The sequence below is a fragment of the Planktotalea arctica genome, from assembly GCF_002105285.1.
Lineage (GTDB): Bacteria > Pseudomonadota > Alphaproteobacteria > Rhodobacterales > Rhodobacteraceae > Planktotalea > Planktotalea arctica.
On the sequence record NZ_MUHR01000001.1, the window covers coordinates 35,196 to 60,294 of the forward strand.

The following is a 25,099-nucleotide window of genomic DNA, read 5'->3' on the forward strand; positions in this document are numbered from 1 at the left end:
CCTGAACGGGACGGGAGACAGACATGAAATCGCATTACAGAGTGGTTGTTATCGGTGGCGGCGTCGTTGGTACATCGGTGCTCTATCACCTCGCCAAAATGGGTTGGTCTGATGTTTGCTTGATCGAACGCTCTGTTTTAACGGCGGGGTCTAGCTGGCATGCCGCGGGTGGCATTCATGCGCTTAATGCCGATCCGAACATTGCACAGTTGCAGGCTTATACCATTGATTTACTGAGCGAAATTGAGAAAGAGAGCGGTCAGAATATCGGGCTACACATGACAGGCGGCTTAACCATGGCAGGCACGCCAGATCGTTGGGAATGGCTGCAATCGGCGTATCGTACGTTTCAATCCATCGGGATTGAGGACTGCCGTTTGGTGAGCGTCGAAGAGGCAGTAGAGTTGAACCCGATCATGTCTGGAGAGGGATTGCTGGGCGGCATGTGGGCGGACCGCGAGGGGTATGTTGATACCACTGGTACGGTCCACGCCTATGCTGGCGCGGCCAAGAAATATGGTGCGGAGGTTGTGGAACATAACCGCGTGCTGGAGCTCAATCAGACGCTGGAAGGCTGGGAGATCGTCACCGAAAAGTGCACGATTTCTTGCGAGCATGTGGTTAATGCTGCAGGTCTTTGGGCCAAGCAAGTCGGGCGCATGGCGGGCATCGAATTGCCTGTCTCGCCGCTCAATCACCACTACCTCGTGTCGGACACGATTCCCAAGCTGGAGGAACTGGATTTCGAGGTTCCCATGACCGTGGATCTAGAGGGCTTTACATATATGCGGCAGGATCAAAAGGGTCTGCTGCTGGGCATTTACGAGGTGGATCACCAACACTGGATGATGGACGGCGCGCCTTGGGAGTACGGGTTCGAGTTGCAACAGGAAGACACGGACCGCATTGAAAAAGAGCTGATCATGGGGTTTGAACGCTACCCCGATTTGCAAAACGTGGGTGTGAAAACATGGGTGAACGGCGCGTTCACCTTCTCGCCTGACGGCAATCCGTTGGTTGGGCCCGTGCCGGGCAAGCGTGGATATTGGACGGCTTGCGCTGTGATGGCGGGCTTTTTGCAGGGCGGTGGCGTTGGAAAATCGCTGGCGGAATGGATCATCAATGGCGAACCAGAGGCAGATGTTTACGGCATGGACGTCGCGCGCTATGGCATCTGGGCAGAGAACAAACAGTATATCAAAGAGACGACAGGCCAGTTCTATACGCGCCGTTTCGTGATGACCTACCCGAACGAGCAATTGCCTGCGGGACGCCCGTTGAAAATGGCTCCTGCGTATAGCGATATGACCGAGGCGGGATGCCAGTGGGGTCAAAGCTGGGATCTCGAAGTGCCGCTGTATTTCGGTGGCAAGGGGTTTGAAGAGACCCCGTCACTGAAACGCTCGAATGCGTTCGAGATCGTCGCGGCAGAGTGCAAAGCGGTGCGTGAGAATGTCGGGCTTTTGGACATCTCGGGCTTTTCCCGGTTCGAGGTATCGGGAGCGGGCGCAGAGGTGTGGCTTAACACCATTTTCGCCACCAAATTGCCCAACGCAGGTCGCTCACGCCTCGCTGTTGCGTTGGGTGAGGATGGGCGTCTTAAGGGCGATCTGACACTGTTCAACTGGGGTGATGGTACGTGGTGGATCATGGGTAGCTATTACCTGCGCCGTTGGCACATGCGCTGGTTCGATGATCACATGGGTGCGGATGTGCAGGTGCGTGATCTTGGCGACGAGATGTGTGGTTTCTCTCTATCGGGTCCGAATGCGCGCGCTGTGATTGAAAAGTTAAGCGATGGTCCTGTGGGCGAACTGCCGTTTATGGGCTGTGGTGTGTTTGATATCGGGATGCTGCGCTGCAAGGTGGGGCGCATGTCGGTTACTGGCGAGCTGGGGTATGAAATCCATTGCCGCATGGGCGATCACATCACGCTGCGCAAAACGCTGCTGGATGCGGGTGCAGAGATCGGGATCAAAGAGATAGGCTTCAATGCGATGATGAGTCTTCGGCTAGAGAAGTCTTACGGCGTTTGGTCCGCAGAATTCAGTCAAGGCTACACACCTGCGATGACGGCAATGGATCGCTGGATTGATTTCGACAAACCGGGCTTTGTGGGCCGTGAGGCGGCGCTTGCTGAACGCGATGGTAATGGCCCTGCGCAGGTTCAAGTGACGCTGGAAGTCGAGGCGGATGGCGCCGACGCCAGTGGGTACGAGCCGATTTGGCAGGCTGGCAAGAAGGTCGGTTTCGTCACCTCGGGCGGCTATGGGCACACGCTGGGCAAGTCCTACGCGATGGGTCTCGTCGATGTAGGGAACGCGTCCGAGGGGGCTGATTTGACGGTCCATATCGTCGGCGTCGAGCGGGCGGCGAAAGTGATTGCACCCTCGCCCTACGATCCCAAGGGCACTGCGATGCGCGCCTGAGGTTGCGTACTAAGTTAGCTTGCGTGGAGCACGGATAGCTTTTGCGCCGCTGCTTTTAGGGCAGGCAGGAAGGTGATCAGATCGGCAAGGCTATGACGCTGCTCGGGCGCATGCACCGAGAGGGTGGCCATCAGCCGACCTGCGCTGTCGTTGATCGGAACGGCGATGGCGGTCATGCCGGACATGAATTCTTCGTCGTCCTGCGAATAGCCGCGCGCGCGCGTGTCGGCCAATTCAAAACGAAGGGCGCGTGGTGCGGTTATCGTTTTTTCCGTCACTTGCTCCAGCGGCTTTGAGGTGAGAACGGTTTCGAGCGTGCGATCGCGCAGGGTCGACAGATACATTTTGCCGCTGGCGGTGCAATGAAACGGAACCTGCGTGCCGATGGGAAGCTGGATGCGCAGGGGCCATTTGGTTTCGACGCGGTCGAGATAGGTCATTCCCTCGCGGTCTGGTACGGCCAAATTGCAGGTCTCGCCAATCTCTTCCGCGACGGCCTTGAGAATGGCGAGCCGCCCCGTGCGCAGCCGCTCGGATGACATTGTGTGCACCGCGATCTGGCGCAGGCGCGGGCCGGGGCCATAGGAGCGGCCGTCCAGATCACGTTGCAAAAAGCCCTCTGTCTCGGCGGTTTGCAAAAGGCGGTGGATCGTCGGCTTTGGCAATCCCAGCATATCGCTGAGCTGCATGGGACGCAGGGGTTTTCCGGCCTTGGCGATTTCTTCGAGCACCAGCAAGAGACGCATGTTGGTGGGAATTTGCGTCTCTCGCTCGGTGTTGAAATCGTCAGGCATTTGCGCTCATTATCTATCGGGCAACAGGAACAGTGCCAAATCAGGGATCAGCGCGACCGCAATCCAAACGGTAATCAACGCTGCAAGGTACATCGTTGAATACCGCAGCAATCGGAAATACGGAACCCCGGTCACGCCGGATGCGACATAGAGGTTCAAACCGTAGGGCGGCGTGATAAAACCGATGGACGCGCCCACAAGGAAGATCACTGAAAAGTGGACCGGATCGACGCCGACGCTGGCCGCAATCGGTGCAAGGATCGGGGCGAGGATAATCGTCACAGGCAGCGATTCAAGGATCATGCCAGCCACGAAAACGATGCCCATCGCGGTGAACAGAACAGGGTAATAGCCACCCATGCCCGTCACGAAACCGCCGATGACTTCCTGCGCACCAAGTAGCGACAGGATTTGCTGCATCACGACCGAAACGGCAATCAGCGGCGCAAGGATGCCGGTGATCTGGGCCGAGCGCACGACAACGGACGGGATTTCCTTGAGGGTGAAGCCCTCGACCACGAACATCGAGGTGATAGAGCGATCCTTGATCGGCGTATCCGCGCTGGTGCCCATGAGTTTGTTGAGCGGATAGCTGGTGAGGGCGACGATGATACCGAAACCAACGGTGACGCCTGCTGCCTCTGTGGGCGAGAATTTACCAGTGTAAATCCCCCAAAGCACGAGGCCGATCGCGAAAAAGCCAAGCCATGCGCCGATTGCCGTTTTCAGAACGCGCTTGAACGACAGCGCGATCAAAAAGCCCCAACCGTTGATCGAGCAAACGACAAAACATGTGGCCATCATCGCCAGAACCATCAGCGATCCGGGGATGATGCCTGCGATGAACAATTCCGAAATCGGCAAGTTCATCAAGAAGCCATAGACGATGAAAATGATCGAGGGGGGAATGATGATCCCGACCGTGCCGCCCGCAGCGGCAGTCGCCGCGGAGAAGCGTTCGTCATAGCCGCCTTTGACCATTTCAGGATGTAGCATGGAGCCGATGGTTGCCGTCGTTGCTGAATTCGATCCGGAAATCGCCGCGAACAATCCGCATGCGCCAATCGCTGCCATGGCCAGACCGCCGCGCAGCCAGCCAAGGCAGGAATAGGCGAAGTCGGACAATCGCTTGGCTATGCCTGATTTGTTGATCAGATCGCCCGTCAGAATGAACAGCGGCATGGCCAGCAAGGCAAAGCCGTCCTTGAACACGTTCAGCATTTCCGCGCCCGTGTTGTCGAGCGTGAGGCCCATGACGAAACTACAGCCGACCACCCAGTAAAAGATGACCAATAGAACCGGCGTGCCGAGCATGAAAAGCGCGGTGACGGCCAGCGAAATAAGTGTGATCCAAGTGCTATCCGCCATTAGATGTCTCCCCCGATAACAGCCTGTTTGATCAGCGGCGCGCCGCTGCGAAAATTCGCGAGGTCTTCAAAGAAATTTCCGACGACGCGCGCGGCCAGCATGATGAAACACAGCGGCATGGTCACGATGAACCACCAGCGCATCACGTTATCCGTGCCCAGAACGATGGCGAAATTGTCGTATGTGTTCACGGTTACGCGCGCCGTGGTCGTCACGACGATGATGGCGAAGATGAACCAAAGCGCGTTGTCCAACGTGAGGGCCGCGAATTGCCCCTTGGGCGACATTTTGGAGCGAAACTCGGAAAAGCTGAGGTGCGTGCGCAGTTTGACGTTAAACGAGCAGCCATACCAAGCCATGATCATGAAAAGGAGCGGCGGAATGGTCGTGGACCACGGCACTTGCGACGAGAAGCCGAAACGCTGGATCACGCCGACAAAGATGATAAGCGCGATGACGATGTACGAATAGACGATGATCGTGCGCTCAAGATGGCGGTCGATCCATGGCACCTTTTTATAAAGGTAGTGGAACGCGAATGCGCCAAGAACCGTCAGCGGCGCGAACACGAACCATGCCCCTGCAGAGCGGTAGGATTGCACCACCTTGAAATTGATATCGCCACTCAGCGTCGCGCTGACGATTGTGACCATGTCCGACCAGATCGACATTGGCCGCCCTCCCTTTTGATTTCGCAAAACCCGCTATGCTGCTTGAACGCAGTCTGGGGACAAAAGAGCCGGCCCAAGTGATTGGACCGGCTCGTCTCGTTCTGGTGCCGGTGGTTCAGGCTTTCCACCAACGACGCGGCTCTACGTTTTCGGGCAGCGTGTCGTCTTCGATCTCGCGCGCGATGTCGTAGATTTCCTGATATGTATCGAGACCGCCGGACCAGCCGTTCAGGCGCGCGCGCCATTCTTCCCAAAGCTGGGGCTGGAACTCGGGCGAGCACATTTCCTCTGCCTTGCGCTTTTCCGCTTTTGACAGGAACGCATTGCGCACGTTGTTCTTCGCAAAGATCGTGTTCGGAAGCTGTGGATCGGACTGACCAACGGTCTTGACCAATGCCGCCTCGTTTGCAGCCTGAACGTGGGTTTGTGCCCAATACGAGGCCTCCATGACCACGTCCTGCAATTCGCCGGAAAGACCGTCAAAGACACCCGCATTCATCGCTGTGTGCTCTGTGCCGCAGAAGAAATCAAGGTTAACGGACTGGGACACGACAGGGCTCATGTTGGCATAGGCCACCGCAGAGGCCCATGTTTCCGCACCGTCGATCAGGCCGGTTTTGAGTGCATCGAGCGTCTCTTCCCAAGCGACGGGAACCGGGTTCAGGTTCATCGCCGTCATTGCGATACGGCCAAGCTGTGTGCCTGTGACGCGGTTCTTCGTGCCTGCAAGCTGCTCGACGGAGGTGACCAGCGGCGCATCTTCCCACTTGAGACCAAGCTGGATGCCGCGAAGTTCGGCATGGCTGAACAAGAACTTCAGGCCGTGGCGCTTTTCATAGGGGTCGCGCAAAAGCTGCTGTGACTTCGGATGGTACAGGAAGTGATACTGATCTGCGCGGTTCCGGAACATATAGGCGTAATCGAGCACATTGAGATAGGGCGCGCCGCCTGCAGAGTTTTGCGTGGAGGCAGCATAAATATCAACGATGCCTTGCTGGCATTTCTCGACGCAGGACACCTGACCACAGATCTGGTTGTCGCCGATGAACTCGACGCGAATCTCGCCATCAGAGCGCGATTCCAGATCGCGCGCGAATTCCAGCGCACCGGCGCGCTCGATCAAAAGGTTGCGAGCGTTAAAACCTGCCGCGCCGAATTTCAGCGTGTGCTTGGGCTCTTTTGCAAAGCGTTTTTCATAAGTGGATTCCGCCGCAGAAACCAAGTTTGCAAGGCTCATCGCGCCGCCGAAGGCCCCCGCTGCCATGAGCGTCGAACTCATGCCGTACTGGCCCGCGACCTTGAACAGATCACGGCGCGTGATCATGCCTAGTTTGTCGTTAATTCCCATAGCTTTTCTCCCGGTTGCTAATTATTGAGACGTTTTGTTTCAAAAAAGGCTAGCTTACTATTTGTAATCTGCATAGACTTTTTTCAACGAATGGGAGTAATGCCGCGTGTCGGAAGCAGATTTCATCATCGTCGGAGCAGGCTCCGCAGGCTGTGTTCTGGCAAACCGGTTAAGCGCTGACCCGGGCAACCGCGTGATTTTGCTTGAAGCGGGGGGCAAGGATACGAACCCGTGGATTCACATCCCCGTTGGCTATTTCAAGACGATCCATAACCCCAAGGTGGATTGGTGCTACAAGACAGAGCCTGATCCGGGGCTGAACGGTCGCTCGATCGAATGGCCGCGCGGCAAGGTCTTGGGTGGATCCTCTTCCTTGAACGGTTTGCTCTATGTGCGTGGACAACCGCAGGATTACGATCGCTGGCGCCAGATGGGCAATGTCGGTTGGGGCTGGGACGATGTGCTGCCACTGTTCAAACGCTCCGAGGGCAACGAGCGCGGTGCCAGCGAATTTCACAACGATAGCGGTGTGTTATCGGTTTCTGACATGCGGATCAAACGCCCAATCACCGATGCGTGGATCGAGGCGGCGCAGGCGGCAGGTCATAGCTACAATCCCGATTACAACGGCAAGGACCAAGAGGGCGTGGGCTTTTTCCAACTGACGGCGCGCAATGGTTTGCGCTGCTCTGCGGCGGCCGCGTTTCTGCGCCCGATCAAGTCGCGTGCGAACCTTCAGATCATCACCCACGCCCAAGTGCAAAACGTGGTGATTGAGGGAAAACGCGCTGTCGCCGTGCGCTACAAAGACCGCGCGGGCACGCTTCAAGTGGTTAAGGCGCGCAAGGAAATCGTGCTCTGCAGCGGCGCGATCAACTCGCCCCAGTTGCTTATGCTCTCGGGTATCGGCGACGCTGCGCAGCTTGCCGAGCACGGGATAGACGTGGTCAAGGATCTCAAAGGCGTGGGCAAAAACATGCAGGATCATTTGCAAGCGCGCCTTGTCTATAAATGCAACGAACCGACGCTGAACGACGAGGTGGGCACACTTTTCGGGCAGGCCAGAATCGGTCTCAAATATATCACGTCTCGCTCCGGCCCGATGACGATGGCCGCCAGTCTTGCGACTGCGTTCCTCAAGACCCGCGCTGATCTGGAAACGCCTGATATCCAGTTTCATGTGCAGCCCTTGTCGGCAGAAAATCCGGGCAAGGGCGCCGATAAGTTCTCTGCATTTACTATGTCGGTCTGCCAGTTGCGCCCCGAATCCAGGGGTGAAATCCGCCTCGCCAGCGGAGATCCGATGATTTATCCCAAGATCATTCCCAATTACCTCTCGAGCGAAACCGATTGCCGAACTGCCGTTGCAGGTGTCAATATGGCCCGCAAGATCGCGCGCTTTGAACCTTTGGCTTCAAAGATTTCCGAGGAATTTCGCCCTCATGCTTCGCTCGATATGCAGGATTATGAGGCCACGCTTGATTGGGTGCGCAGCAACACCGCCTCGATTTATCATCCCACCGGCACCTGTAAGATGGGCGCGGACGCGATGTCCGTTGTAGACGATAAACTGCGCGTGCATGGAATCGAAGGACTGCGCGTCGCCGATTGCTCGATCATGCCCGAAATCGTGAGCGGCAACACCAACGCCCCCGCGATCATGATCGGCGAAAAGGCGAGTGATCTGATCCTGAATGGCTGATGAATGCGGGGCTCAAAATCCTAACGGGGCAAAGGGTTGCTCGCCTTGTTATATGCGCGCCACTCAGTGATTTCGGGGTAATACATCTCGCGCCAGCGCTGAACGCGCGGGTTCATGATCCGCTTCCATAGACGTGGATAAAGCGCCGCCATCGTCATGATGGGATAGCCATAGGGCAGTTGCGGCGCGTCCGCTTCGGTGTAGTTCTGCAGTAGCGGAAAACGGCGGTCTGGCTTGTAGTGATGATCCGAATGGCGCTGCAAATTTATCAAAAGCCAGTTTGACGCCTTATGTGCCGCATTCCAGGAATGGCGCGGCTGCACATGTTCGTATTTGCCGTCCCCCAGATGCTTGCGGGTCAACCCGTAATGCTCGACGTAGTTCACCAATTCCAGCTGCCAGATCGCGACAAAAGCCTGAAAAATGAACAGCCCGAGACCAGCCCAGCCGCCCAGTATCAAGGCAAGCGCCAGCATCCCGCCTTGTAGCGCCCAATAGCGAAACAACGGGTTCGACAGGTCGGTCCATGGCAAATCCTTGCGCGCCAGCATCGCTTTTTCAGCGCCAAAGGCCGAATGCCAGCTTTCGCGCAAAACGCGTGGGAAGAAGCGGTGAAACCCCTCGCCATAGCGCGCAGTCACGGGGTCGCGCGGCGTGCCGACATAGCGGTGATGCACCAGCAAATGTTCAGAGCGGAAATGGGAATAAAGCACCATGGCGAGCAGGATATCGCCCAGCCAACGCTCGAACTTGGTCTTTTGGTGCATAAGCTCATGGCTGTAATTGATCCCGATCGTGCCGGACCCGACGCCGACGCTGAAGAAAAGCCCGATCTTTTCCCATGTGCCCAAGTGCTCGGCTTGGCCGACGTAGTAGATCAAGCCGAAGATTGTCAGAAACTGGACCGGCACCCAAGCCGTCGTCAGCAGTTTGTACCATCTTAGATCATCGTCACTGGTTTCCGGATCAACGTTTTCTAGGTTCAAACCCGCCGCAACGTCCAAGGCCGCAAACAAATACCACGTGAGCACGGGAATGATCAAAACCCACCAGCCGCCCGTTAAGGCAGCAAGCCAGATCGCGGGAATAAGCAGGAATGACAGCCAGAAAGGTAGCGCACTTTGAAGTTTTGCAGCGGTTTGCGAAGAAATCATCGGGTCTTGCTCCTCAGCAGGGTCGGCTCGGTCATTTTACGTCCGCCCGTGGCTAAATCAAAGGCCTTGCGCATCACTGTGGGTAAATCAGAGGGCCGAAATTCGTTTAAGTCGACAAAATGCCCCACATCGGGTGTCCGGTCCATGGGGACGAGCGCGGTTTTCACGGTCAAGCGCAGATGGAAATGTGTGAATGTATGGCGTGCTTCGCCCTCGATCTGCTTCCATTGCGCACGGATCGGAATCGCATCTGTGGGCGGCGTTTCGGCCCATTCGCTGCCCGGCCAGCCGAGCATACCGCCCAGCAGTCCGCTGTCGGGACGCGTTTCAAGCAGATAGGCACCGTCCACACGCTGCGCGACATAGGCGATGCCCTGTCGCACGGGCTTGGGCTTTTTCGGTGTCTTCTTGGGCAATTCCAGATGCGTTCCCGCAAGGCGCCCCTCGCAAGGGGTGCGCCACGGGCAAATTCCGCAGGCAGGGTTCTTCGGAGTGCAGATCGTCGCGCCCAGATCCATGACTGCTTGGGCATAATCGCCGGCTCGTTTGCGCGGGGTCAGAGCCTCTGCCAGCACCATCAATTCGGGTTTGGCTGCGGGTAGGGGTGTGTGAACATCGTAGAGCCGCGCCATCACGCGCTCGACATTTACATCGAGCACAGTTTCAGGCAAATCATAGGCGATAGAGGAAACTGCCGCAGCAGTGTACGGGCCGATGCCTGGCAGCTCCAAGAGTGCGGCATGGGTATTTGGAAAAACGCCGCCATGTTCATTCGCGACAACGCGCGCGCACTTGAGCAGATTGCGCGCGCGCGCATAGTAGCCAAGGCCGGCCCATTCGCCCATAACATCCGCATCCTTGGCTGCCGCCAGATCGGATACGCGGGGCCAGCGCTGCGTGAAGCGGGTGAAATAGTCCTTTACTGCTGCGACCGTGGTTTGCTGCAGCATCACTTCGCTCATCCAAATGCGATAGGGGTCTGGGCGCACGCCAGCGCGGCGGTCGGCAGGGCTGATGCGCCAGGGCATCGCGCGGGCGTGGCGATCATACCACTCCAAAAGCGTTAGGGGATCGGCACTCTCACGCAATGTTTATACTCTCGCTCGTTCGGTTTTGCTGGCACCCAGCGCTGCGGGCCTTAAGATAGACTGTGAGAAATAGATGCAAGGCAGGACAAACCTCATGGCGCAGCGTCGCGCAACCTCGAAAGGCTTTGCTCGCACGTCGAGTCTGCTGACACAGCGGATTCGTAAGGCGTCCGAATCGCGTGGTTTTGCACAATCGCGTCTGCTCACCCACTGGGAAGAGGTGATTGGCGCGGATACGGCTGCGATCGCGCGGCCCGTGAACGTCAGTTACGGGCGTCAGGGCTTTGGCGCGACTCTGACGATTTTGACCACTGGGGCCAACGCGCCCATGGTGGAAATGCAAAAGGAGCAAATCCGCGCCAAGGTGAACGCGGTTTACGGCTATAACGCTATCAGCCGCGTGCGCATCACGCAGACCGCGCCCACGGGTTTCGCCGAAGGGCGCGCCGTGTTCGAGCGCGCAGTGACGCCGAAGAAGCCCGAAGCTAGCGATGCAATCAAACAGGCCGCCGCGCAATCCGCAGGCGGCGTGCAAAGCAATGATTTGCGCGTTGCCCTTGAGAGGCTTGCGCAGAACGTATTACTCAAATCAAAAACCTGAGGAGAAGCCAAATGCTTCGTACCCTATTTACTGCCGCAACAGCGGTTCTACTCAGCCTGAGCATGGCCACCGCCCAAGATGGTAAAATTCTGGACATGGTTCAGGGCGATGCGAACGCCAAAGTGGAAATTATCGAATACGCCTCCTTCACCTGCCCGCATTGCGCGACCTTTCACGCAGGCCCCTACAAGGACCTGAAGGCGGATTACATCGATACGGGCAAAGTGAAATTCGTCTTTCGCGAAGTCTATTTCGATCGCTACGGTCTTTGGAGTTCGATGATCGCGCGTTGCGCAGGACCGGACCGCTTTTTTGGCATGACTGATCTGATTTTCAAGGAACAATCGCTCTGGAGCCGCGCGGGTGATCCCGCAGCGATTGTTGCGGAGTTGCGCAAACTTGGCCTCAAGGGCGGCATGAGCGACGAAACGCTCGATGCGTGCCTCGAGGATGCGGATAACGCTCAGGCGCTGGTTGCATGGTATCAGGAGAATGCAGAGCGCGACAACGTGCGCTCGACACCGTCTTTCCTAATCAACGGCGAGCCCTATGCCAACATGAACTATGCCGAGATGTCCGCGATCATCGAAGAGAAACTGGCAGAATGAGCGCACCCCTCGCAGGATTGAAAGTCGTCGAGCTGGCGCGCATTCTGGCTGGTCCCTGGGCTGGTCAAACGCTGTCTGATCTTGGCGCGGAAGTGATCAAGGTAGAAGCCCCGCAAGGGGACGACACCCGCCGCTGGGGTCCTCCATTCATTGAGCGCGAGGGCGACACGTCTGCCGCCTATTTCCATTCCTGCAATCGCGGCAAGAAATCAGTCACGATCGACTTTCGCACTGCTGAGGGACAGGCGCATGTCAAAGCGCTCTTGGCTGATGCGGATATCGTGATCGAGAATTTCAAAGTCGGGGGCCTTGTGAAATACGGCCTTGATTACGCGTCTTTGAAGGATGAATTCCCGCGATTGATCTACTGCTCCATCACGGGCTTTGGCCAGACTGGCCCGTACGCACATCGCGCCGGATATGATTTTATTATCCAAGGCATGTCCGGTTTGATGTCGATCACGGGTGAACCGGATGGCCAGCCGCAAAAGGCAGGCGTTGCAACTACGGATATCTTTACCGGTGTCTACGCTGTTGCGGGTATTCTGGCGGCTGTGCACCAGCGTCAAACCAGTGGCAAAGGACAGCATATCGACATGTCGCTTCTGGATGTCGCAGCTGCCGTAACAGCCAATCAAGCGATGAACTATCTGACGACGGGTGTTGCGCCCGTGCGGATGGGCAATGCCCACCCCAACCTGACGCCCTATCAGGTGTTCGATTGCGCGGACGGGCATATCATCATCGCAACGGGTAATGATCCGCAGTACCATCGCCTGTGCGCGCTGCTTGGCATGCCCGAAATGGGATTCGAGCCGCTCTTCGCGGGGAATTCTGAACGCATCAAGAACCGCGTCGAGATGACCCGCCGTTTGACAGAGAAAACCAGCCTTATGACCAAACTGGATCTATTAGCTGCCTGCGAAGAGCAGGGCGTTCCGGCAGGGCCGATCAACGATATGGGCGAAATGCTGGCTGACCCGCAGATCAAAGCGCGCGGTATGCAAATCGAGTTGGACGGAATTCCCGGCGTGCGCGCACCGTTTGTGTTTTCTGATGCGGAACTGGCTTTGCATCGACCCTCGCCAAAACTGGGCGAAGATAACGAATAATGGTTTTCGAATTGCCTTTGGCAATCCGATCGGAGCGAGGGGCTGGGCGCCCCTCGTGCTCGCACGTTTGATACGAGGGGCCAGCCCCTCGTGCTCCCCGCGATATTTCTGGAAAGAGGAACCCAGCGTGTCGTTTCATGCGCTCTTGTCGGTGCGCGTCTAATCTGCCAATCAGCTCGGATTGGTCGTGCAGAGTGGGCAAGATATGAAAACCGGTCTATTTCTTTTGAGCTTAGCTTATATTCTAAGCCAGTTTTACCGCGCCTTTCTGGCAGTCATGACAGATGTTTTGGGCACGGATATCGGCGCAGCGCCGGATGATCTGGCGATGGCATCGGGGCTTTGGTTCTTGTCCTTTGCGGCGATGCAAATTCCTGTGGGCTGGGCGCTTGATACACTTGGGCCACGGCGCACGGCGTCGTCGCTTTTGCTGATTGGCGGGGCTGGCGGCGCGCTGGTGTTCGCGCTGGCAAGCACGCCTGCACATATCAACATCGCGATGCTTTTGATCGGGATTGGCTGCTCGCCCGTGTTGATGGCCAGTTTCTTTGTGTTCGCGAGGATTTACTCGGCGGCGATGTTTGCCACGCTGGCATCCTTCATGATCGGGGTCGGTTCGTTCGGGAACCTCGCTGGGTCGGTGCCGCTGGCAATGGCGGTAGATGCGTTCGGCTGGCGCGAGACGGTGATGGTTCTGGCCGCTGTGACGGGCATTATTGCGATTGGCCTGTTCTTTGTGATCGAAGATCCTGAGCGGATCGAGAGCAGCGAAGGGGGCTCTGTTCTTACGCTTCTCAAGATGCCTGCGCTGTGGTTGATCTTTCCTTTGATGTTCGTAAACTATGCCCCTGCAGGCGCGCTGCGTGGGTTGTGGATCGGGCCTTATGTGAGCGATGTGTTCGGTGGAAGTGCAGGGACGGCATCGCTTGTCATGGCCTGTGCAATGATTGCAGGGACGTTTGTTTACGGCCCCCTTGATCGCATTTTCGGAACGCGCAAATGGGTGGCTTTTGGCGGCAACGTAATCGGAGCGATGTTCTGTATCGCGTTGGGGCTGGGGTTTGCCACAGGCTATTGGGAGGCCGTGCTCTTGTTTGCCGCCGTCGGGTTCTTCGGCATGTCTTTCCCGCTTTTGATGGCCCATGGGCGCGCGTTTGTTCCTGCACATTTGGCGGGGCGGGGCGTCACCTTGATGAATCTGTTCGGCATCGGGGGTGTGGGCTTGATGCAGATGATATCCGGGCGCATGCACGCGACCCTGTCGGTTAGCGCAGCGGCACCCGCCGAGCCGTATCATGCAATATTCCTTTTTCTTGGCGTGCTCGTCATTATCGGGCTTGCGATCTATGCGTTCTGTCAGGATCGGCTTGATTAAGGTCACAGCTACCGCAGTGCAGCGCATCTGCTCTTTTCCAAGAGCTCAGTTACGCGTATAGCGGCCCCGATGGCGCGCAAACGCACGCCTTCAAACCCGTAGAGGAGAGACCCGATGGGGTATAAAGTCGTCGTCGTCGGTGCCACCGGAAATGTGGGCCGTGAAATGTTGAACATCCTGGATGAACGCAAGTTCCCGGTTGATGAACTTGCTGTGCTGGCAAGCCGAAAATCCATGGGCACGGAAGTGAGCTTTGGTGACAGAACATTGAAGACGAAAGACTTGGATACGTTCGATTTCACGGGCTGGGATATGGCGCTGTTTGCTGTTGGCTCTGACGCGACCAAGAAATACGCGCCCCTTGCGGCTAAGGCGGGCTGCGTTGTGATCGATAACTCGTCGCTCTATCGCTACGATCCTGACGTGCCGCTGATCGTTCCGGAGGTGAATCCAGAGGCGATTCATGGCTATTCCAAGAAGAACATTATCGCGAATCCCAACTGTTCGACTGCGCAGATGGTTGTTGCGCTAAAGCCGCTGCATGACCGTGCGCGCATCAAGCGGGTTGTTGTCAGCACGTATCAGTCTGTTTCTGGTGCTGGAAAAGATGGTGCGGATGAGCTGTGGAATCAGACCAAGTCGATTTACAACCCGACAGATGACAAGCCGCCACGCGTGTTCACCAAGCAGATCGCTTTCAACGTGATTCCGCATATCGACGTGTTCCTCGATAGCGGCGAGACCAAGGAAGAATGGAAGATGGTCGCAGAGACCAAGAAGATTCTTGATCCGAGCATCAAAGTGACGGCGACCTGCGTTCGTGTCCCTGTGTTTGTGGGTCATTCCGAGTCGATCAATATCGAATTCGAGGATTTCCTTGATGAAGACGAAGCCCGCGATATTCTGCGTGAAGCGCCAGGTATTATGGTTATCGACAAGCGTGAAAATGGTGGTTACGTGACGCCCGTTGAATGCGTTGGCGATTATGCGACCTTTATTTCGCGCATCCGTCAGGACAGCACGATTGATAACGGTTTGAACCTGTGGTGCGTCTCTGACAATCTGCGCAAAGGTGCGGCTTTGAACGCGGTGCAGATTGCAGAAACGCTGGGAAATAGAGTTCTAAAAAAGGGCTGATCACTGCCTTTGGAAACTTGGAAGACCCCGCTTGCTCGCATGGCGGGGTTTTTCGTTTTAGAGCTATGATATTGCATAACATCGCGCGGCGGGCTCTGATTAACGCAAATCATTTTACTGCAAGGACATGCTATGCGGGCGCTTATTGCTATCGGCTTCACACTCGCCCTGACGGGCTGCGCCACGTTATCCAAAGAGGAATGTCTCAGCGGCAACTGGGAAGAAATTGGCTTTCGCGATGGTACCAACGGCAAGACCAGCGCGTTCCTGCAAAGCCATGCGAAGGCCTGTGAAAAGACGGGCGTGCACCCTGTGCAAAGTCTGTGGGAGCAGGGCCGCCAACGCGGTTTGCCAGCTTATTGCGTGCCGTCCAAAGCGTATTCCGAGGGGCGCAGCGGGCGGTCGTTGAGTGCCGTGTGCCCTGCGGCAGAGCTGCCTGCGTTGCAGGCGGCAAACAACAAAGGTTTAGAGTACCGCGAGTACACCAGCGAGATCAGTGAAATTCAGTACCGCGTGAACGAAATTGGGCGGATGCTCATTGCCGAGCAAGACGCAGGCAAAAGGGCGGCGCTGGTGCACGAGAACCGCTCGCTGAGCAATCGGATTAGCTTGCTAGAGCTGCGGCGCTCATTGGTTGGCTCGCTCTAAAACCGCTCCGCCCGAAGCACATCGCAATCGGTAATCGTCACCACCCCGATGTGCCGTTCGACGACCTCGAAGGCGGACTCCAATAGCATATCCAAGCGCTCTGGCTTAATGATGCAAATGACCTGCACCATGCCATCGCCGCGCCCGATACTGTCTTCGCGCGTCCAGTGGCCTGAGCGGCCAGAACCGCCAAACACGGGCAGTATGGAATAGCCAGACACATCCGCCGTCTCGATCGCCGCTGTAAGGCGGGAGAGCATGATTTTCTCAATGGTGATTTCAACGCGTTTTGCTTTGTGGGTTTGCATCAGATCAGCCTCCGATCACGGCACTGGCAAGCGCGAGGTAGAGCGGGATGCCAATGACCAGGTTGAATGGAAAAGTCACGCCAAGCGAGAGCGTGAGATAGATGGACGGGTTTGCCTCTGGCAGTGCGACACGCATGGCGGCGGGCACTGCGATGTAGGAGGCCGATGCGCTAAGCACCATCAACAGCAATGCGGAGCCTAGGGGCAGGCCGAGCAGCAGGGCTGCGCCAAGGCCCAGTATGCTGCCGAGCAAGGGCATGATAATGCCGAATGCCAATGCACCTGCGTCCAGCACGCCGCGGCCCTTGCGCAATCCACGTCCTGCGATGATGCCCATGTCCAACAGGAACAGGCATAGCACACCCTTGAACGGTGCGATCACCAGTGGCGCGATTTCCTTTAGGCCCTCTTCGCCTGTGATCATGCCGATGAGGAACGCGCCGATGAGCAGGACGATTGAGCCGTTGAGCATGATTTCACGCCACAGCCCTGGCTCCATCTTGCCGCCGCCTTTGGAGCGTGTGACGAGCCAGAGTGCGGATAAGATCGCAGGCGCTTCCATCGCCGCGGCGACCGCAACCATGTAGCCGTCATAGGCGATGCCTTGGCTTTCCAGTACAGAGGTGGCCGCAACGAATGTCACGATAGAAATAGAGCCGTAGTGCCCGGCAACTGCCGCCGCATCGAGGGCGCTAAGGCCGCTGAGCGCGCGCAGGATCATGTAGGCAAGAAGCGGGATCGCGGCAGAGAGAACAACACCTGTTAGCAGTGTCAGGCCGAGCGTGAGATCAACGCCGTGATCGGCAAGGCTGACCCCGCCTTTGAAGCCAATCGCGAACAAAAGGTAGAGCGACATGCCTTTGGCAACCGCCTCAGGGATGCTTAAATCGGATCGCACGAGTGCCGCGAACAAGCCCAGCACGAAGGAAAGAACAATTGGCGTGACCAGCGTTTCCGCTGCGAGTGAAAAGATATCCATGGGTAGCATCCCTCTTTCTGCAAATTCTGCGATGCAGCTATTTTGTCCTAAATGCAGGTTAAGCGCGCAAAAGGGAAGTTAAACCGGATAAAACTCGCGGCTTTTGGAGTCGAGGCATTCCAGAGTGCCTTCGCCGATGTCGGTCCACAGCCCATGAAGTGTTAACATGTCAGTGGATACCGCTTTATGCACAAAAGGGAATGTCATCAGGTTTTCGAGCGCGACCATGACGGATTCTTTTTCCAGCGCTGCTGCCATATCCTCGGGTGCAAACTTGTCGCGCACGCGCTCATAGCCGGGGCGCAAAATATCCATCCAGCGGCCTACGAAACTGCTGGACTCCTCGAGTTCGGGCGCATTGCCCGTGCACATATCAAGGCAGCCCTGAACGCCGCCACATTGCGAATGGCCCAAAACGATGATGTGCGAGACATGCAGGGCGGTCACGGCGTACTCGATGGCGGCGCTGGTGCCGTGATGATCGCCGTCGGGCGCGAAAGCAGGCACCAAATTAGCGACATTTCGATGAATAAAGAATTCGCCCGCGTCCGCGCCAAAAATCGAGGCCACATGCACACGGCTATCGCAGCACGAGATGATCATAGCGCGCGGATGCTGCCCTTCGGTGGCCAGTTTGCGAAACCAGGCCTTATTCTCTGAATAGGTGGTCGCTTTCCAGCCATGATAACGCTGCGCAAGAAAGGCGGGCAGAGGTTTGACATAGGGCATGGCGCGGTCCGTTCTGATCAGTGCGTCTGGATCGATACGCTGGATTTGATTGAATTTCGAGAGAAAAGAGTGGGCGGCGTCAACCTTTTGGGAAGGGCATATTGCCATAAGGTGCAAGCCGTGGGGGCGAATTCGGGGTGAGACCGTGGAACAGATGACAACAATTACACCAAGCGAACAAGTCTGTCTGGATGCTGAGTGTTTGGAGATGCTTTATACCAAGTTGGGCGAGGATGGTGCAGACAATGTGTTGTGCCGGGCGATGGAGGAAATGGCGATCCGCATCAAGCAAAGCGAAAAGCTCTATGCAGCGGGGGCCTCGCGCGATTTGCGCAAGACCGTGCATTCGCTGATCGCGATCGCCGATCAGATCGGGCTGCAAACGCTGGCGCAGGTTTCTAGGGATGTAGTAAATTGCATCGATAGCGGCGACTGGGTCGCCCTTGGCGCGACGTTTTCGCGCCTCGTGCGCAGCTCGGATCAATCGCTGACAGCGATCTGGGATCTACAGGACGTGACGGTCTAGCGCCGCGCTTTCCGATTGCAGGCCAAGTAACTTGCGGCGGGGTTTTGCGCGTGCGCAATTCTCCTCTTGCAGGGCAGGGCGAAGCGGTTAGCTTGGCGGTGAAACCGCTCCTATGAAAGCCCCCTTATGTCCTTGATCTTTGCCGCGCCGGATCGCTCCAGCATCCCTTTGACTCTGCTTTCAAGCGAGGGGCTTGAGGGTTGGTTGGCAAATCAGCCTGTGCAGGTACAGGCATGGGTGAAGGCTTCTGGTTTTACCGCCGCATTTGGTGCGTCTTTGGCGCTTGCGAGCGCTGATGGGACAATCGCTGGCGCTTTGGTTGGTACTGGCACAAAGGACGCGCGTGCGCGAAACCGTTTCGCGCTCGGCGCGGCGCGCTCGAACCTGCCGGTTCAAACCTATTATCTGCTCAGCGATCTGAGCGGCGACGCGCTCCATGCGGAGCTACTTGGCTGGCTGCTGTCCGACTATCAGTTTGATCGCTATCGCGCTCAAGGCGGTCCCTTTGCGGAGCTTACATGCCCCGATGGCATAGACTCAGGGGCGCTTGAAGCGATTGCCGCTGGCGAGATGCTGACACGCGATTTGATCAACACGCCTGCGTCGGACATGGGTCCACCCAATCTTGAAAGGGCAGCACGAAATCTTGCCGATAGGTATGACGCTAAGATCACTGTGATCGAAGGGGAGGCGTTGCTGGAGCAAAATTTCCCGATGATCCATGCGGTTGGCCGCGCCGCGTCGCGCGCGCCGCGTTTGATCGATATGCGTTGGGGCGATACTGGGCCGACACTTACGTTGGTGGGCAAGGGGGTTTGCTTTGACACGGGCGGGCTGAATATCAAGCCTGCGAGTTCCATGGGCATGATGAAAAAAGACATGGGGGGCGCTGCGGCGGTGCTTGGCCTTGCGAAAATGATCATGTCGCACGGCATGCCACTTCAGTTGCGCGTGCTTGTTCCAGCGGTTGAAAACTCGATCAGCGCCGATGCCTTCCGCCCGCAAGACATCTTGCGCTCGCGCAAGGGGCTGACGGTCGAAATCAACAACACCGATGCCGAGGGGCGCCTCGTTTTGGCTGATGCGCTTGCGCTTGCGGATGAAGAAAAGCCCGATGTGATCATTTCGATGGCGACCCTTACGGGAGCCGCGCGCGTGGCGGTTGGGCCTGATCTCGCGCCCTACTATGCGCAAAGCGACAGCAGCGCCGCGGCCTTGGAAAGCGCTGCGCGCCGCGTGCAGGATCCGGTCTGGCGTATGCCGTTTTGGGATCCCTATGAGACGATGATTGAACCCGGGATCGCCGATCTGGACAATGCGCCAAAGGGTGGTTTTGCAGGCTCCATAACTGCTGCGCTGTTCCTGCGCCGTTTCGTGACGGAAACGCCGAACTACATGCACTTCGATATCTACGGCTGGCAGCCAAGCGCTGCACCTGCGCGCTCTAAAGGTGGCGTTGGTCAAGGCACGCGCGCGCTGCTGGCGGCTCTGCCTGAGATGCTTGATCTATGAGCGATCCACGCCTGACCCCGTCGAACGGGCGCGTCGCCTGTGAGAGCCTGCGCGACAGTGTTGCGGCGGATGAATACGTCGCGGGTGCGGCGCGCTGCATGTGTGTGCCTGTTGCTGATCTGAGGCGCGCGCCGGACGGCCCGCGCGACCGCCAGTTGCTGATGGGTGAGCAAGTGAGGGTTCTGGAAGAGCGCGAGGGCTGGGCCTTTTTGCAGGCTGATAAGGACGGCTATTGCGGCTATGTTCCCAAAAGCGCGCTGCGTGCGCCGAGCGTCCCGACCCATTGGATCAAGGCCCCATCCAGTCACATCTACGAGACCGCAAATTTCAAATCGCGCGATGTCATGGCCTTGAGTTTCGCAAGTCAGATCACGGTGCTCGAGATGGAGGCCCGTTTTGCGCGCACGCAAGATGGCTATGTCCCGCTGCAACATATCGCTGCGATTGGCGAGGTTGAACGCAGTCCTGCGCAAGTGGCGAGGCTGTTCCTTGGCACACCGTATCTTTGGGGGGGCAACAGTCGTTTTGGCATTGATTGCTCCGGCCTCGTGCAGGCGGCGTTGCTCGCTTGCGGTATCCCCTGTGCAGCCGATAGTGATTTGCAGGAACGCAGCCTTGGGCGCGAAGCGAGCGGCAATCCCGTGGCGGGCGATTTACTGTTTTGGAAGGGTCATGTGGCAATGCTGGCTGACAACAAAACGCTGATCCACGCCAATGCGCATCACATGGCTGTCGTGCTCGAAGGCGTGGACGTGGCGCGTGCACGCATTGCCGCGCAAGGCGATGGCGAGGTCACGCGGCACGTGAGGTTCTAATTGATCGCGCGGATCAATTTGCGTTCGAGAACGCGCAGCACCGCCCTGAGATCATTGCCCCGTTTGAGCACCTGACCATTGACGCCGATCACCGCGTATTGCCCTTGCTTCATACGCAATTTGGGCCGCTTTTCTATGCGATAAAGGGGGTTTTCAGCGGTACGTTTGAAGATTGAAAATACCGCAACTTCCCTAAGGCAGGAAATCCCGTAATCGCGCCATTCTCCTGCCGCTACCATACGCCCATACAATGAGAGGATCACACTAAGCTCTGTTCGGTGAAAGGCGATTTGCGATGGCGAAGGACTCGGGTGCATCGGAATGGGCGATTGATCTGTCATATCCCCACACTTGCGCCCTTTGCTGCTTAAATCAAGCGCAGCGCCGTTTTCGCTGCGTGCTGCATTGAAATGCGCGATGATTTCGTGGACACTTGAACTAATCTAATGGGAGATGCCTAGATGCGTACTAAAGCTGCTGTTGCCGTTGCTGCCGGAAAACCGCTCGAAGTGATGGAAGTGAACTTGGAAGGCCCTCGCGCCGGCGAAGTTCTTGTGGAAATCAAGGCGACAGGCCTGTGCCACACCGATGAATTCACCCGCTCGGGCGATGACCCAGAGGGAATTTTCCCTGCGATCCTTGGCCACGAGGGCGCAGGCATCGTGATCGAAGTTGGCGAAGGCGTGACCAGCCTTGAGGTTGGTGATCACGTGATCCCGCTATACACGCCAGAGTGCCGCGAGTGCGAATATTGCCTCAACCCGAAAACCAACCTGTGCCAAAAAATTCGCAGCACGCAAGGTGCGGGCCTTTTGCCTGACGGCTCCACGCGGTTCTCCATGCTCGACGGTACGCCCATCTATCACTACATGGGTTGTTCCACTTTTGCGAACCACACGGTCGTGCCTGAAATCGCGCTTGCTAAAGTGCGCAAGGACGCCCCGTTTGACAAAATTTGCTACATCGGTTGTGGCGTGACAACTGGCATCGGCGCTGTGATCAACACAGCCAAGGTCGAGATTGGCTCGACCGCGATTGTTTTCGGCCTCGGGGGCATTGGTCTCAACGTGATCCAAGGTTTGCGCCTTGCGGGTGCCGATCAGATTGTTGGCGTCGATCTCAATGACGACAAAGAAAAGATGAGCCGCCATTTCGGCATGACCGACTTCGTGAATCCAGCCAAAGTAGAGGGTGATCTGGTCGCGCATCTAGTCGAACTTACCGGCGGCGGTGCGGATTACACGTTCGACGCCACCGGCAACGTCGGCGTCATGCGCACCGCGCTCGAAGCGGCGCACAAAGGCTGGGGCGAGAGCATCATCATCGGCGTCGCTCCTGCGGGCGCAGAAATCTCGACGCGACCTTTCCAATTGGTCACGGGCCGCTCGTGGCGCGGCACGGCCTTTGGCGGTGCGTCGGGTCGCACGGATGTTCCCAAGATCGTCGATTGGTACATGGATGGCAAAATCGAGATTGATCCGATGATCACCCACAAGCTGACCTTGGACGAAATCAATCACGGCTTTGATCTAATGCACGAAGGCAAATCAATCCGCGCGGTCGTTGAATTCTAAGCGATGCCGGAACAGCTTAAGCGCCTCGCCGTTCTGATCGACGGCGAGGATATCTCCGCCAAATATGCGGATGCTATTTTTGATGAAACCGCCGGTTTGGGTATAGCGATCATTCGTCGCTTTTACGGCGATATCAGCCACGTCTTCCAACTGGTGAAAGTGATCGACAAGTTTGAGATCAAAATGATCTGGGCCCAGCCGCATCTCCGCTTGAAGCCCTGAGGTCCGGGATGCACCTTCGCCCTGTAAACAGCTCGGACAACGCCGCGCTTTGGGCCATGCTCGCGCCGGTGTTTCGCTCTGGTGAAACCTATGCGATCGATCCACAGATCAGCTGCGCTGATGCGCTGGCGTATTGGACAGGCGCGGACGCGGGCTGCTTTATTGCGGAGGCGGGTAGCGATCCGCTTGGCACATATTACATCAAGACTAACGCCAGCGGTGGCGGCGCGCACGTGTGCAACTGTGGCTTTATTTCCGCGCCCAACTCGGGCGGAAAAGGCGTGGCGCGCGCGATGCTGGACGATGCGCTAACGCGCGCCAAGACCCTTGGATACAAAGCGATGCAATTCAACTTTGTGCTCTCGAACAACACGCGTGCAATCGACATCTGGCACCGTGCGGGCTTTGATACCGTTGGCCGCCTTCCCCAAGCCTTTCATCACCCCAAAGATGGCATGATCGACGCGCTTGTGATGTTTAAAACGCTTTAGGCTTCATCTTGCCCTTTAAACTCAAATTCAAACGTCACCTCTCGCGCACCAGCAAAAAAACCTGAGCGTCCCGAATTTATTGTAAAAATTCGGATCACCGCCCGGGAATTTCGCCGCGCCGCTCACCTGCGCCATCCCAATGTTCAATCGCATGAATTGCCTCTTCTGCGGTCTCGACAAAACGGAACAACTCCAAATCCTCTGCTGAAATCGTGCCAGCCTCGGATAAGGCTTCCCAGTTGATGATACTTTCCCAAAAAGCGCGACCAAAGAGCAGCACAGGCACGCGCTCCATGCGTCCTGTCTGGATCAGTGTTAACGCCTCGAAGGTTTCATCGAGCGTACCGAACCCACCGGGGAACACGCAAATCGCCTTGGCGCGCATCAAAAAGTGCATCTTGCGGATCGCGAAATAATGGAAATTGAAGCACAGATCAGGCGTCACATATTCGTTCGGTGCCTGCTCGTGCGGCAGCACGATATTAAGCCCGATAGACGCACCGCCCGCATCCATTGCGCCGCGATTGCCCGCTTCCATCACGCCGGGTCCGCCGCCTGTGACGATCACGTTTTCGCGCCCGTAGCTTTCCATCGACTTTTCGGTCATCAGGCGCGCAAATTCGCGGGCTTGTTCATAATATTTTGACAGATCGGCAAGCGTCTTGGTGCGTGCGCTGTTTTTCTTGGCAGGTTCTGGAATGCGCGCGCCGCCGAAAAGCACGATGGTGCTTTCGATGCCGCGTTCGTCCAATACCAGTTCAGGTTTCAGCAGCTCGAGTTGCAAGCGCACGGGTCGCAGTTCGTCGCGGCAAAGGAAATCTTCGTCTGCGAAGGCAAGCCGATAGGCTGGCGCGCGGGTTTGTGGGGTGTCGGGCACATGCGCAACCGCACTGCGGTCCGTGCCAGCATCGCGAAACGGGCTGTTTCTGTCGTCTTTCATTACTCAAGTCCTCATAAACAGGTTAACACATGTCTAACGGGGCATAACGCCCGCGACCAGTCACGATCACGATTGCGCAAAGGGGCACTTTGTTGTCTAAAGCCGCAAATTCAATTCAGCGAGGGCACCCCATGTCAAATGCACAGTTAGAGATAGCGATCGAAGCCGCTTGGGAGGCGCGCGATGCAATTTCGCCAGCCACAACTGGGGAGCAGCGCGAGGCGATCGAGGATACTTTGAACGCCCTTGATAGCGGTAAATTGCGCGTTGCGGAAAAGCAGAGCGATGGGTCTTGGTATGTGAACCAATGGGCCAAGAAAGCGGTTCTGCTTGGTTTCCGCATCAAGGATATGGAGCAGCACGAGGGTGGTCCGCAGGGCGCTGGCTGGTGGGACAAAGTTGATAGCAAGTTCAAGGGTTGGGGCGAAGCTGAATGGAAAGCCGCAGGGTTTCGCGCGGTTCCAAATTGCATCGTGCGCAAGAGCGCCTTCATCGCGCCCGGCGCGGTGCTTATGCCGTCTTTTGTGAACCTGGGCGCATATGTGGGTGAAGGCACGATGGTCGATACATGGGCAACAGTCGGCTCCTGCGCGCAGATTGGCAAGAATGTGCATCTGTCTGGCGGCGTCGGCATTGGTGGCGTTCTGGAGCCCATGCAGGCGGGTCCGACGATCATCGAGGACAATTGCTTTATCGGGGCGCGCTCCGAGGTCGTGGAGGGCTGCATCGTGCGTGAGGGCTCCGTGCTTGGCATGGGCGTGTTCATTGGTCAGTCCACCAAGATCGTAGATCGCGAAACGGGCGAGTTTACGTACGGTGAAGTGCCGGCAGGCTCGGTTGTCGTGGCTGGTTCCATGCCGTCTAAGAACGGCGTGAACCTGTACTGCGCCGTGATCGTCAAGCGCGTGGACGCGCAAACACGCTCCAAAACCAGCATCAACGAATTGCTGCGTGACTAAATAGACATC

26 protein-coding genes are annotated in these 25,099 nt (G+C 57.1%); 15 read left to right on the top strand and 11 right to left on the bottom strand.

Translation table 11 applies throughout. From position 1 onward, the window contains the following. Nucleotides 1-23: 23 nt before the first annotated feature. Nucleotides 24-2,429, top strand: coding sequence for a GcvT family protein (locus B9P63_RS00195; protein WP_085306540.1), 2,406 nt, complete (start codon nucleotides 24-26; stop codon nucleotides 2,427-2,429). Nucleotides 2,430-2,443: 14 nt separating this feature from the next. Here B9P63_RS00195 and B9P63_RS00200 read toward each other — a convergent pair whose 3' ends face one another. The 4 genes from B9P63_RS00200 to B9P63_RS00215 form a co-directional block, all read right to left on the bottom strand. Continuing rightward, the gene (locus B9P63_RS00200) at nucleotides 2,444-3,223 is read right to left on the bottom strand and encodes an IclR family transcriptional regulator (protein WP_085306541.1); all 780 of its coding nucleotides are present in this window, start codon (nucleotides 3,221-3,223) and stop codon (nucleotides 2,444-2,446) included. Nucleotides 3,224-3,232: 9 nt separating this feature from the next. After that, complete coding sequence (locus B9P63_RS00205; RefSeq protein ID WP_085306542.1) at nucleotides 3,233-4,591, bottom strand: TRAP transporter large permease; 1,359 nt, start codon at nucleotides 4,589-4,591, stop codon at nucleotides 3,233-3,235. Continuing rightward, nucleotides 4,591-5,262, bottom strand: a complete 672-nt coding sequence (locus B9P63_RS00210; protein WP_085306543.1) for a TRAP transporter small permease — start codon at nucleotides 5,260-5,262, stop codon at nucleotides 4,591-4,593. Before B9P63_RS00210 ends, B9P63_RS00205 begins: the two co-directional genes overlap by 1 nt. A 115-nt stretch (nucleotides 5,263-5,377) precedes the next feature. After that, complete coding sequence (locus B9P63_RS00215) at nucleotides 5,378-6,610, bottom strand: TRAP transporter substrate-binding protein (RefSeq protein ID WP_085306544.1); 1,233 nt, start codon at nucleotides 6,608-6,610, stop codon at nucleotides 5,378-5,380. Between the two features lie 106 nt (nucleotides 6,611-6,716). On the opposite strand from B9P63_RS00215, the gene B9P63_RS00220 reads away from it, so the two are divergent. Further along, the gene (locus B9P63_RS00220; RefSeq protein ID WP_085306545.1) at nucleotides 6,717-8,312 is read left to right on the top strand and encodes a GMC family oxidoreductase; all 1,596 of its coding nucleotides are present in this window, start codon (nucleotides 6,717-6,719) and stop codon (nucleotides 8,310-8,312) included. A 20-nt stretch (nucleotides 8,313-8,332) separates the two neighbouring features. Here the strand turns inward: B9P63_RS00220 and B9P63_RS00225 are convergent, their stop codons facing one another. Both B9P63_RS00225 and B9P63_RS00230 read right to left on the bottom strand, forming a co-directional pair. Further along, entirely contained in the window at nucleotides 8,333-9,466 is a 1,134-nt protein-coding gene (locus B9P63_RS00225) for an alkane 1-monooxygenase (protein ID WP_085306546.1), read from the bottom strand. Next, nucleotides 9,463-10,494 (bottom strand): A/G-specific adenine glycosylase, encoded by a 1,032-nt coding sequence (locus B9P63_RS00230; protein ID WP_425439727.1) that lies wholly within the window; start codon nucleotides 10,492-10,494, stop codon nucleotides 9,463-9,465. Before B9P63_RS00230 ends, B9P63_RS00225 begins: the two co-directional genes overlap by 4 nt. 154 nt (nucleotides 10,495-10,648) lie before the next feature. On the opposite strand from B9P63_RS00230, the gene B9P63_RS00235 reads away from it, so the two are divergent. The 6 genes from B9P63_RS00235 to B9P63_RS00260 all read left to right on the top strand — a co-directional run bounded on the left by B9P63_RS00235 (nucleotide 10,649) and on the right by B9P63_RS00260 (nucleotide 16,035). Beyond that, nucleotides 10,649-11,155, top strand: a complete 507-nt coding sequence (locus tag B9P63_RS00235; RefSeq protein ID WP_085306548.1) for a DUF721 domain-containing protein — start codon at nucleotides 10,649-10,651, stop codon at nucleotides 11,153-11,155. An 11-nt stretch (nucleotides 11,156-11,166) separates the two neighbouring features. Next, complete coding sequence (locus B9P63_RS00240; protein ID WP_085306549.1) at nucleotides 11,167-11,763, top strand: DsbA family protein; 597 nt, start codon at nucleotides 11,167-11,169, stop codon at nucleotides 11,761-11,763. Next, nucleotides 11,760-12,875, top strand: a complete 1,116-nt coding sequence (locus tag B9P63_RS00245) for a CaiB/BaiF CoA transferase family protein (protein ID WP_085306550.1) — start codon at nucleotides 11,760-11,762, stop codon at nucleotides 12,873-12,875. The genes B9P63_RS00240 and B9P63_RS00245 overlap by 4 nt, the downstream gene beginning before the upstream one ends. 205 nt (nucleotides 12,876-13,080) lie before the next feature. Beyond that, nucleotides 13,081-14,250 (top strand): MFS transporter, encoded by a 1,170-nt coding sequence (locus tag B9P63_RS00250; protein ID WP_085306551.1) that lies wholly within the window; start codon nucleotides 13,081-13,083, stop codon nucleotides 14,248-14,250. 114 nt (nucleotides 14,251-14,364) lie between these two features. Beyond that, on the top strand, nucleotides 14,365-15,387 hold the full coding sequence (locus B9P63_RS00255) for an aspartate-semialdehyde dehydrogenase (protein ID WP_085306552.1): 1,023 nt from the start codon (nucleotides 14,365-14,367) through the stop codon (nucleotides 15,385-15,387). Nucleotides 15,388-15,519: 132 nt separating this feature from the next. Continuing rightward, a complete protein-coding gene (locus B9P63_RS00260; protein ID WP_085306553.1) occupies nucleotides 15,520-16,035 on the top strand; it encodes a DUF2799 domain-containing protein in 516 nt (171 codons plus the stop codon). On the opposite strand, the gene B9P63_RS00265 is transcribed toward B9P63_RS00260, so the two are convergent. From B9P63_RS00265 to B9P63_RS00275, 3 genes are all read right to left on the bottom strand, one after another. Continuing rightward, a complete protein-coding gene (locus B9P63_RS00265) occupies nucleotides 16,032-16,343 on the bottom strand; it encodes a P-II family nitrogen regulator (protein ID WP_085306554.1) in 312 nt (103 codons plus the stop codon). The genes B9P63_RS00260 and B9P63_RS00265 overlap by 4 nt on opposite strands. 4 nt (nucleotides 16,344-16,347) lie before the next feature. Further along, complete coding sequence (locus tag B9P63_RS00270) at nucleotides 16,348-17,322, bottom strand: sodium-dependent bicarbonate transport family permease (RefSeq protein WP_085306555.1); 975 nt, start codon at nucleotides 17,320-17,322, stop codon at nucleotides 16,348-16,350. Nucleotides 17,323-17,400: 78 nt separating this feature from the next. Next, nucleotides 17,401-18,051: a carbonic anhydrase gene (locus B9P63_RS00275; RefSeq protein ID WP_085307022.1), complete on the bottom strand. Its 651-nt coding sequence runs from the start codon at nucleotides 18,049-18,051 to the stop codon at nucleotides 17,401-17,403. Between the two features lie 154 nt (nucleotides 18,052-18,205). Here B9P63_RS00275 and B9P63_RS00280 point away from each other — a divergent pair, with 154 nt between their 5' ends. From B9P63_RS00280 to B9P63_RS00290, 3 genes are all read left to right on the top strand, one after another. Next, on the top strand, nucleotides 18,206-18,577 hold the full coding sequence (locus tag B9P63_RS00280) for a hypothetical protein (protein ID WP_245830533.1): 372 nt from the start codon (nucleotides 18,206-18,208) through the stop codon (nucleotides 18,575-18,577). A 126-nt stretch (nucleotides 18,578-18,703) separates the two neighbouring features. Continuing rightward, nucleotides 18,704-20,089, top strand: a complete 1,386-nt coding sequence (locus tag B9P63_RS00285) for a leucyl aminopeptidase family protein (RefSeq protein WP_085306556.1) — start codon at nucleotides 18,704-18,706, stop codon at nucleotides 20,087-20,089. After that, complete coding sequence (locus tag B9P63_RS00290; protein WP_085306557.1) at nucleotides 20,086-20,904, top strand: C40 family peptidase; 819 nt, start codon at nucleotides 20,086-20,088, stop codon at nucleotides 20,902-20,904. The genes B9P63_RS00285 and B9P63_RS00290 overlap by 4 nt, the downstream gene beginning before the upstream one ends. Here the strand turns inward: B9P63_RS00290 and B9P63_RS00295 are convergent. Next, nucleotides 20,901-21,245, bottom strand: a complete 345-nt coding sequence (locus B9P63_RS00295) for a DUF2794 domain-containing protein (RefSeq protein ID WP_085306558.1) — start codon at nucleotides 21,243-21,245, stop codon at nucleotides 20,901-20,903. The genes B9P63_RS00290 and B9P63_RS00295 overlap by 4 nt on opposite strands. Nucleotides 21,246-21,365: 120 nt before the next feature. On the opposite strand from B9P63_RS00295, the gene B9P63_RS00300 reads away from it, so the two are divergent. Genes B9P63_RS00300 through B9P63_RS00310 form a run of 3 tightly spaced genes read left to right on the top strand, consistent with a single transcriptional unit; the run spans nucleotide 21,366 to nucleotide 23,191 of the window. Beyond that, nucleotides 21,366-22,478 (top strand): S-(hydroxymethyl)glutathione dehydrogenase/class III alcohol dehydrogenase, encoded by a 1,113-nt coding sequence (locus B9P63_RS00300; RefSeq protein WP_085306559.1) that lies wholly within the window; start codon nucleotides 21,366-21,368, stop codon nucleotides 22,476-22,478. 3 nt (nucleotides 22,479-22,481) lie between these two features. After that, nucleotides 22,482-22,700, top strand: coding sequence for a PIN domain-containing protein (locus B9P63_RS00305; RefSeq protein WP_085306560.1), 219 nt, complete (start codon nucleotides 22,482-22,484; stop codon nucleotides 22,698-22,700). A gap of 8 nt (nucleotides 22,701-22,708) precedes the next feature. Further along, nucleotides 22,709-23,191 (top strand): GNAT family N-acetyltransferase, encoded by a 483-nt coding sequence (locus tag B9P63_RS00310; RefSeq protein ID WP_085306561.1) that lies wholly within the window; start codon nucleotides 22,709-22,711, stop codon nucleotides 23,189-23,191. A 94-nt stretch (nucleotides 23,192-23,285) separates the two neighbouring features. Here B9P63_RS00310 and B9P63_RS00315 read toward each other — a convergent pair whose 3' ends face one another. Next, entirely contained in the window at nucleotides 23,286-24,131 is an 846-nt protein-coding gene (locus tag B9P63_RS00315) for an LOG family protein (protein ID WP_085306562.1), read from the bottom strand. 131 nt (nucleotides 24,132-24,262) lie between these two features. Between B9P63_RS00315 and dapD the strand changes: the two genes are divergently transcribed. Then, a complete protein-coding gene (gene dapD, locus B9P63_RS00320) occupies nucleotides 24,263-25,090 on the top strand; it encodes a 2,3,4,5-tetrahydropyridine-2,6-dicarboxylate N-succinyltransferase (RefSeq protein WP_085306563.1) in 828 nt (275 codons plus the stop codon). Nucleotides 25,091-25,099: the final 9 nt, after the last annotated feature.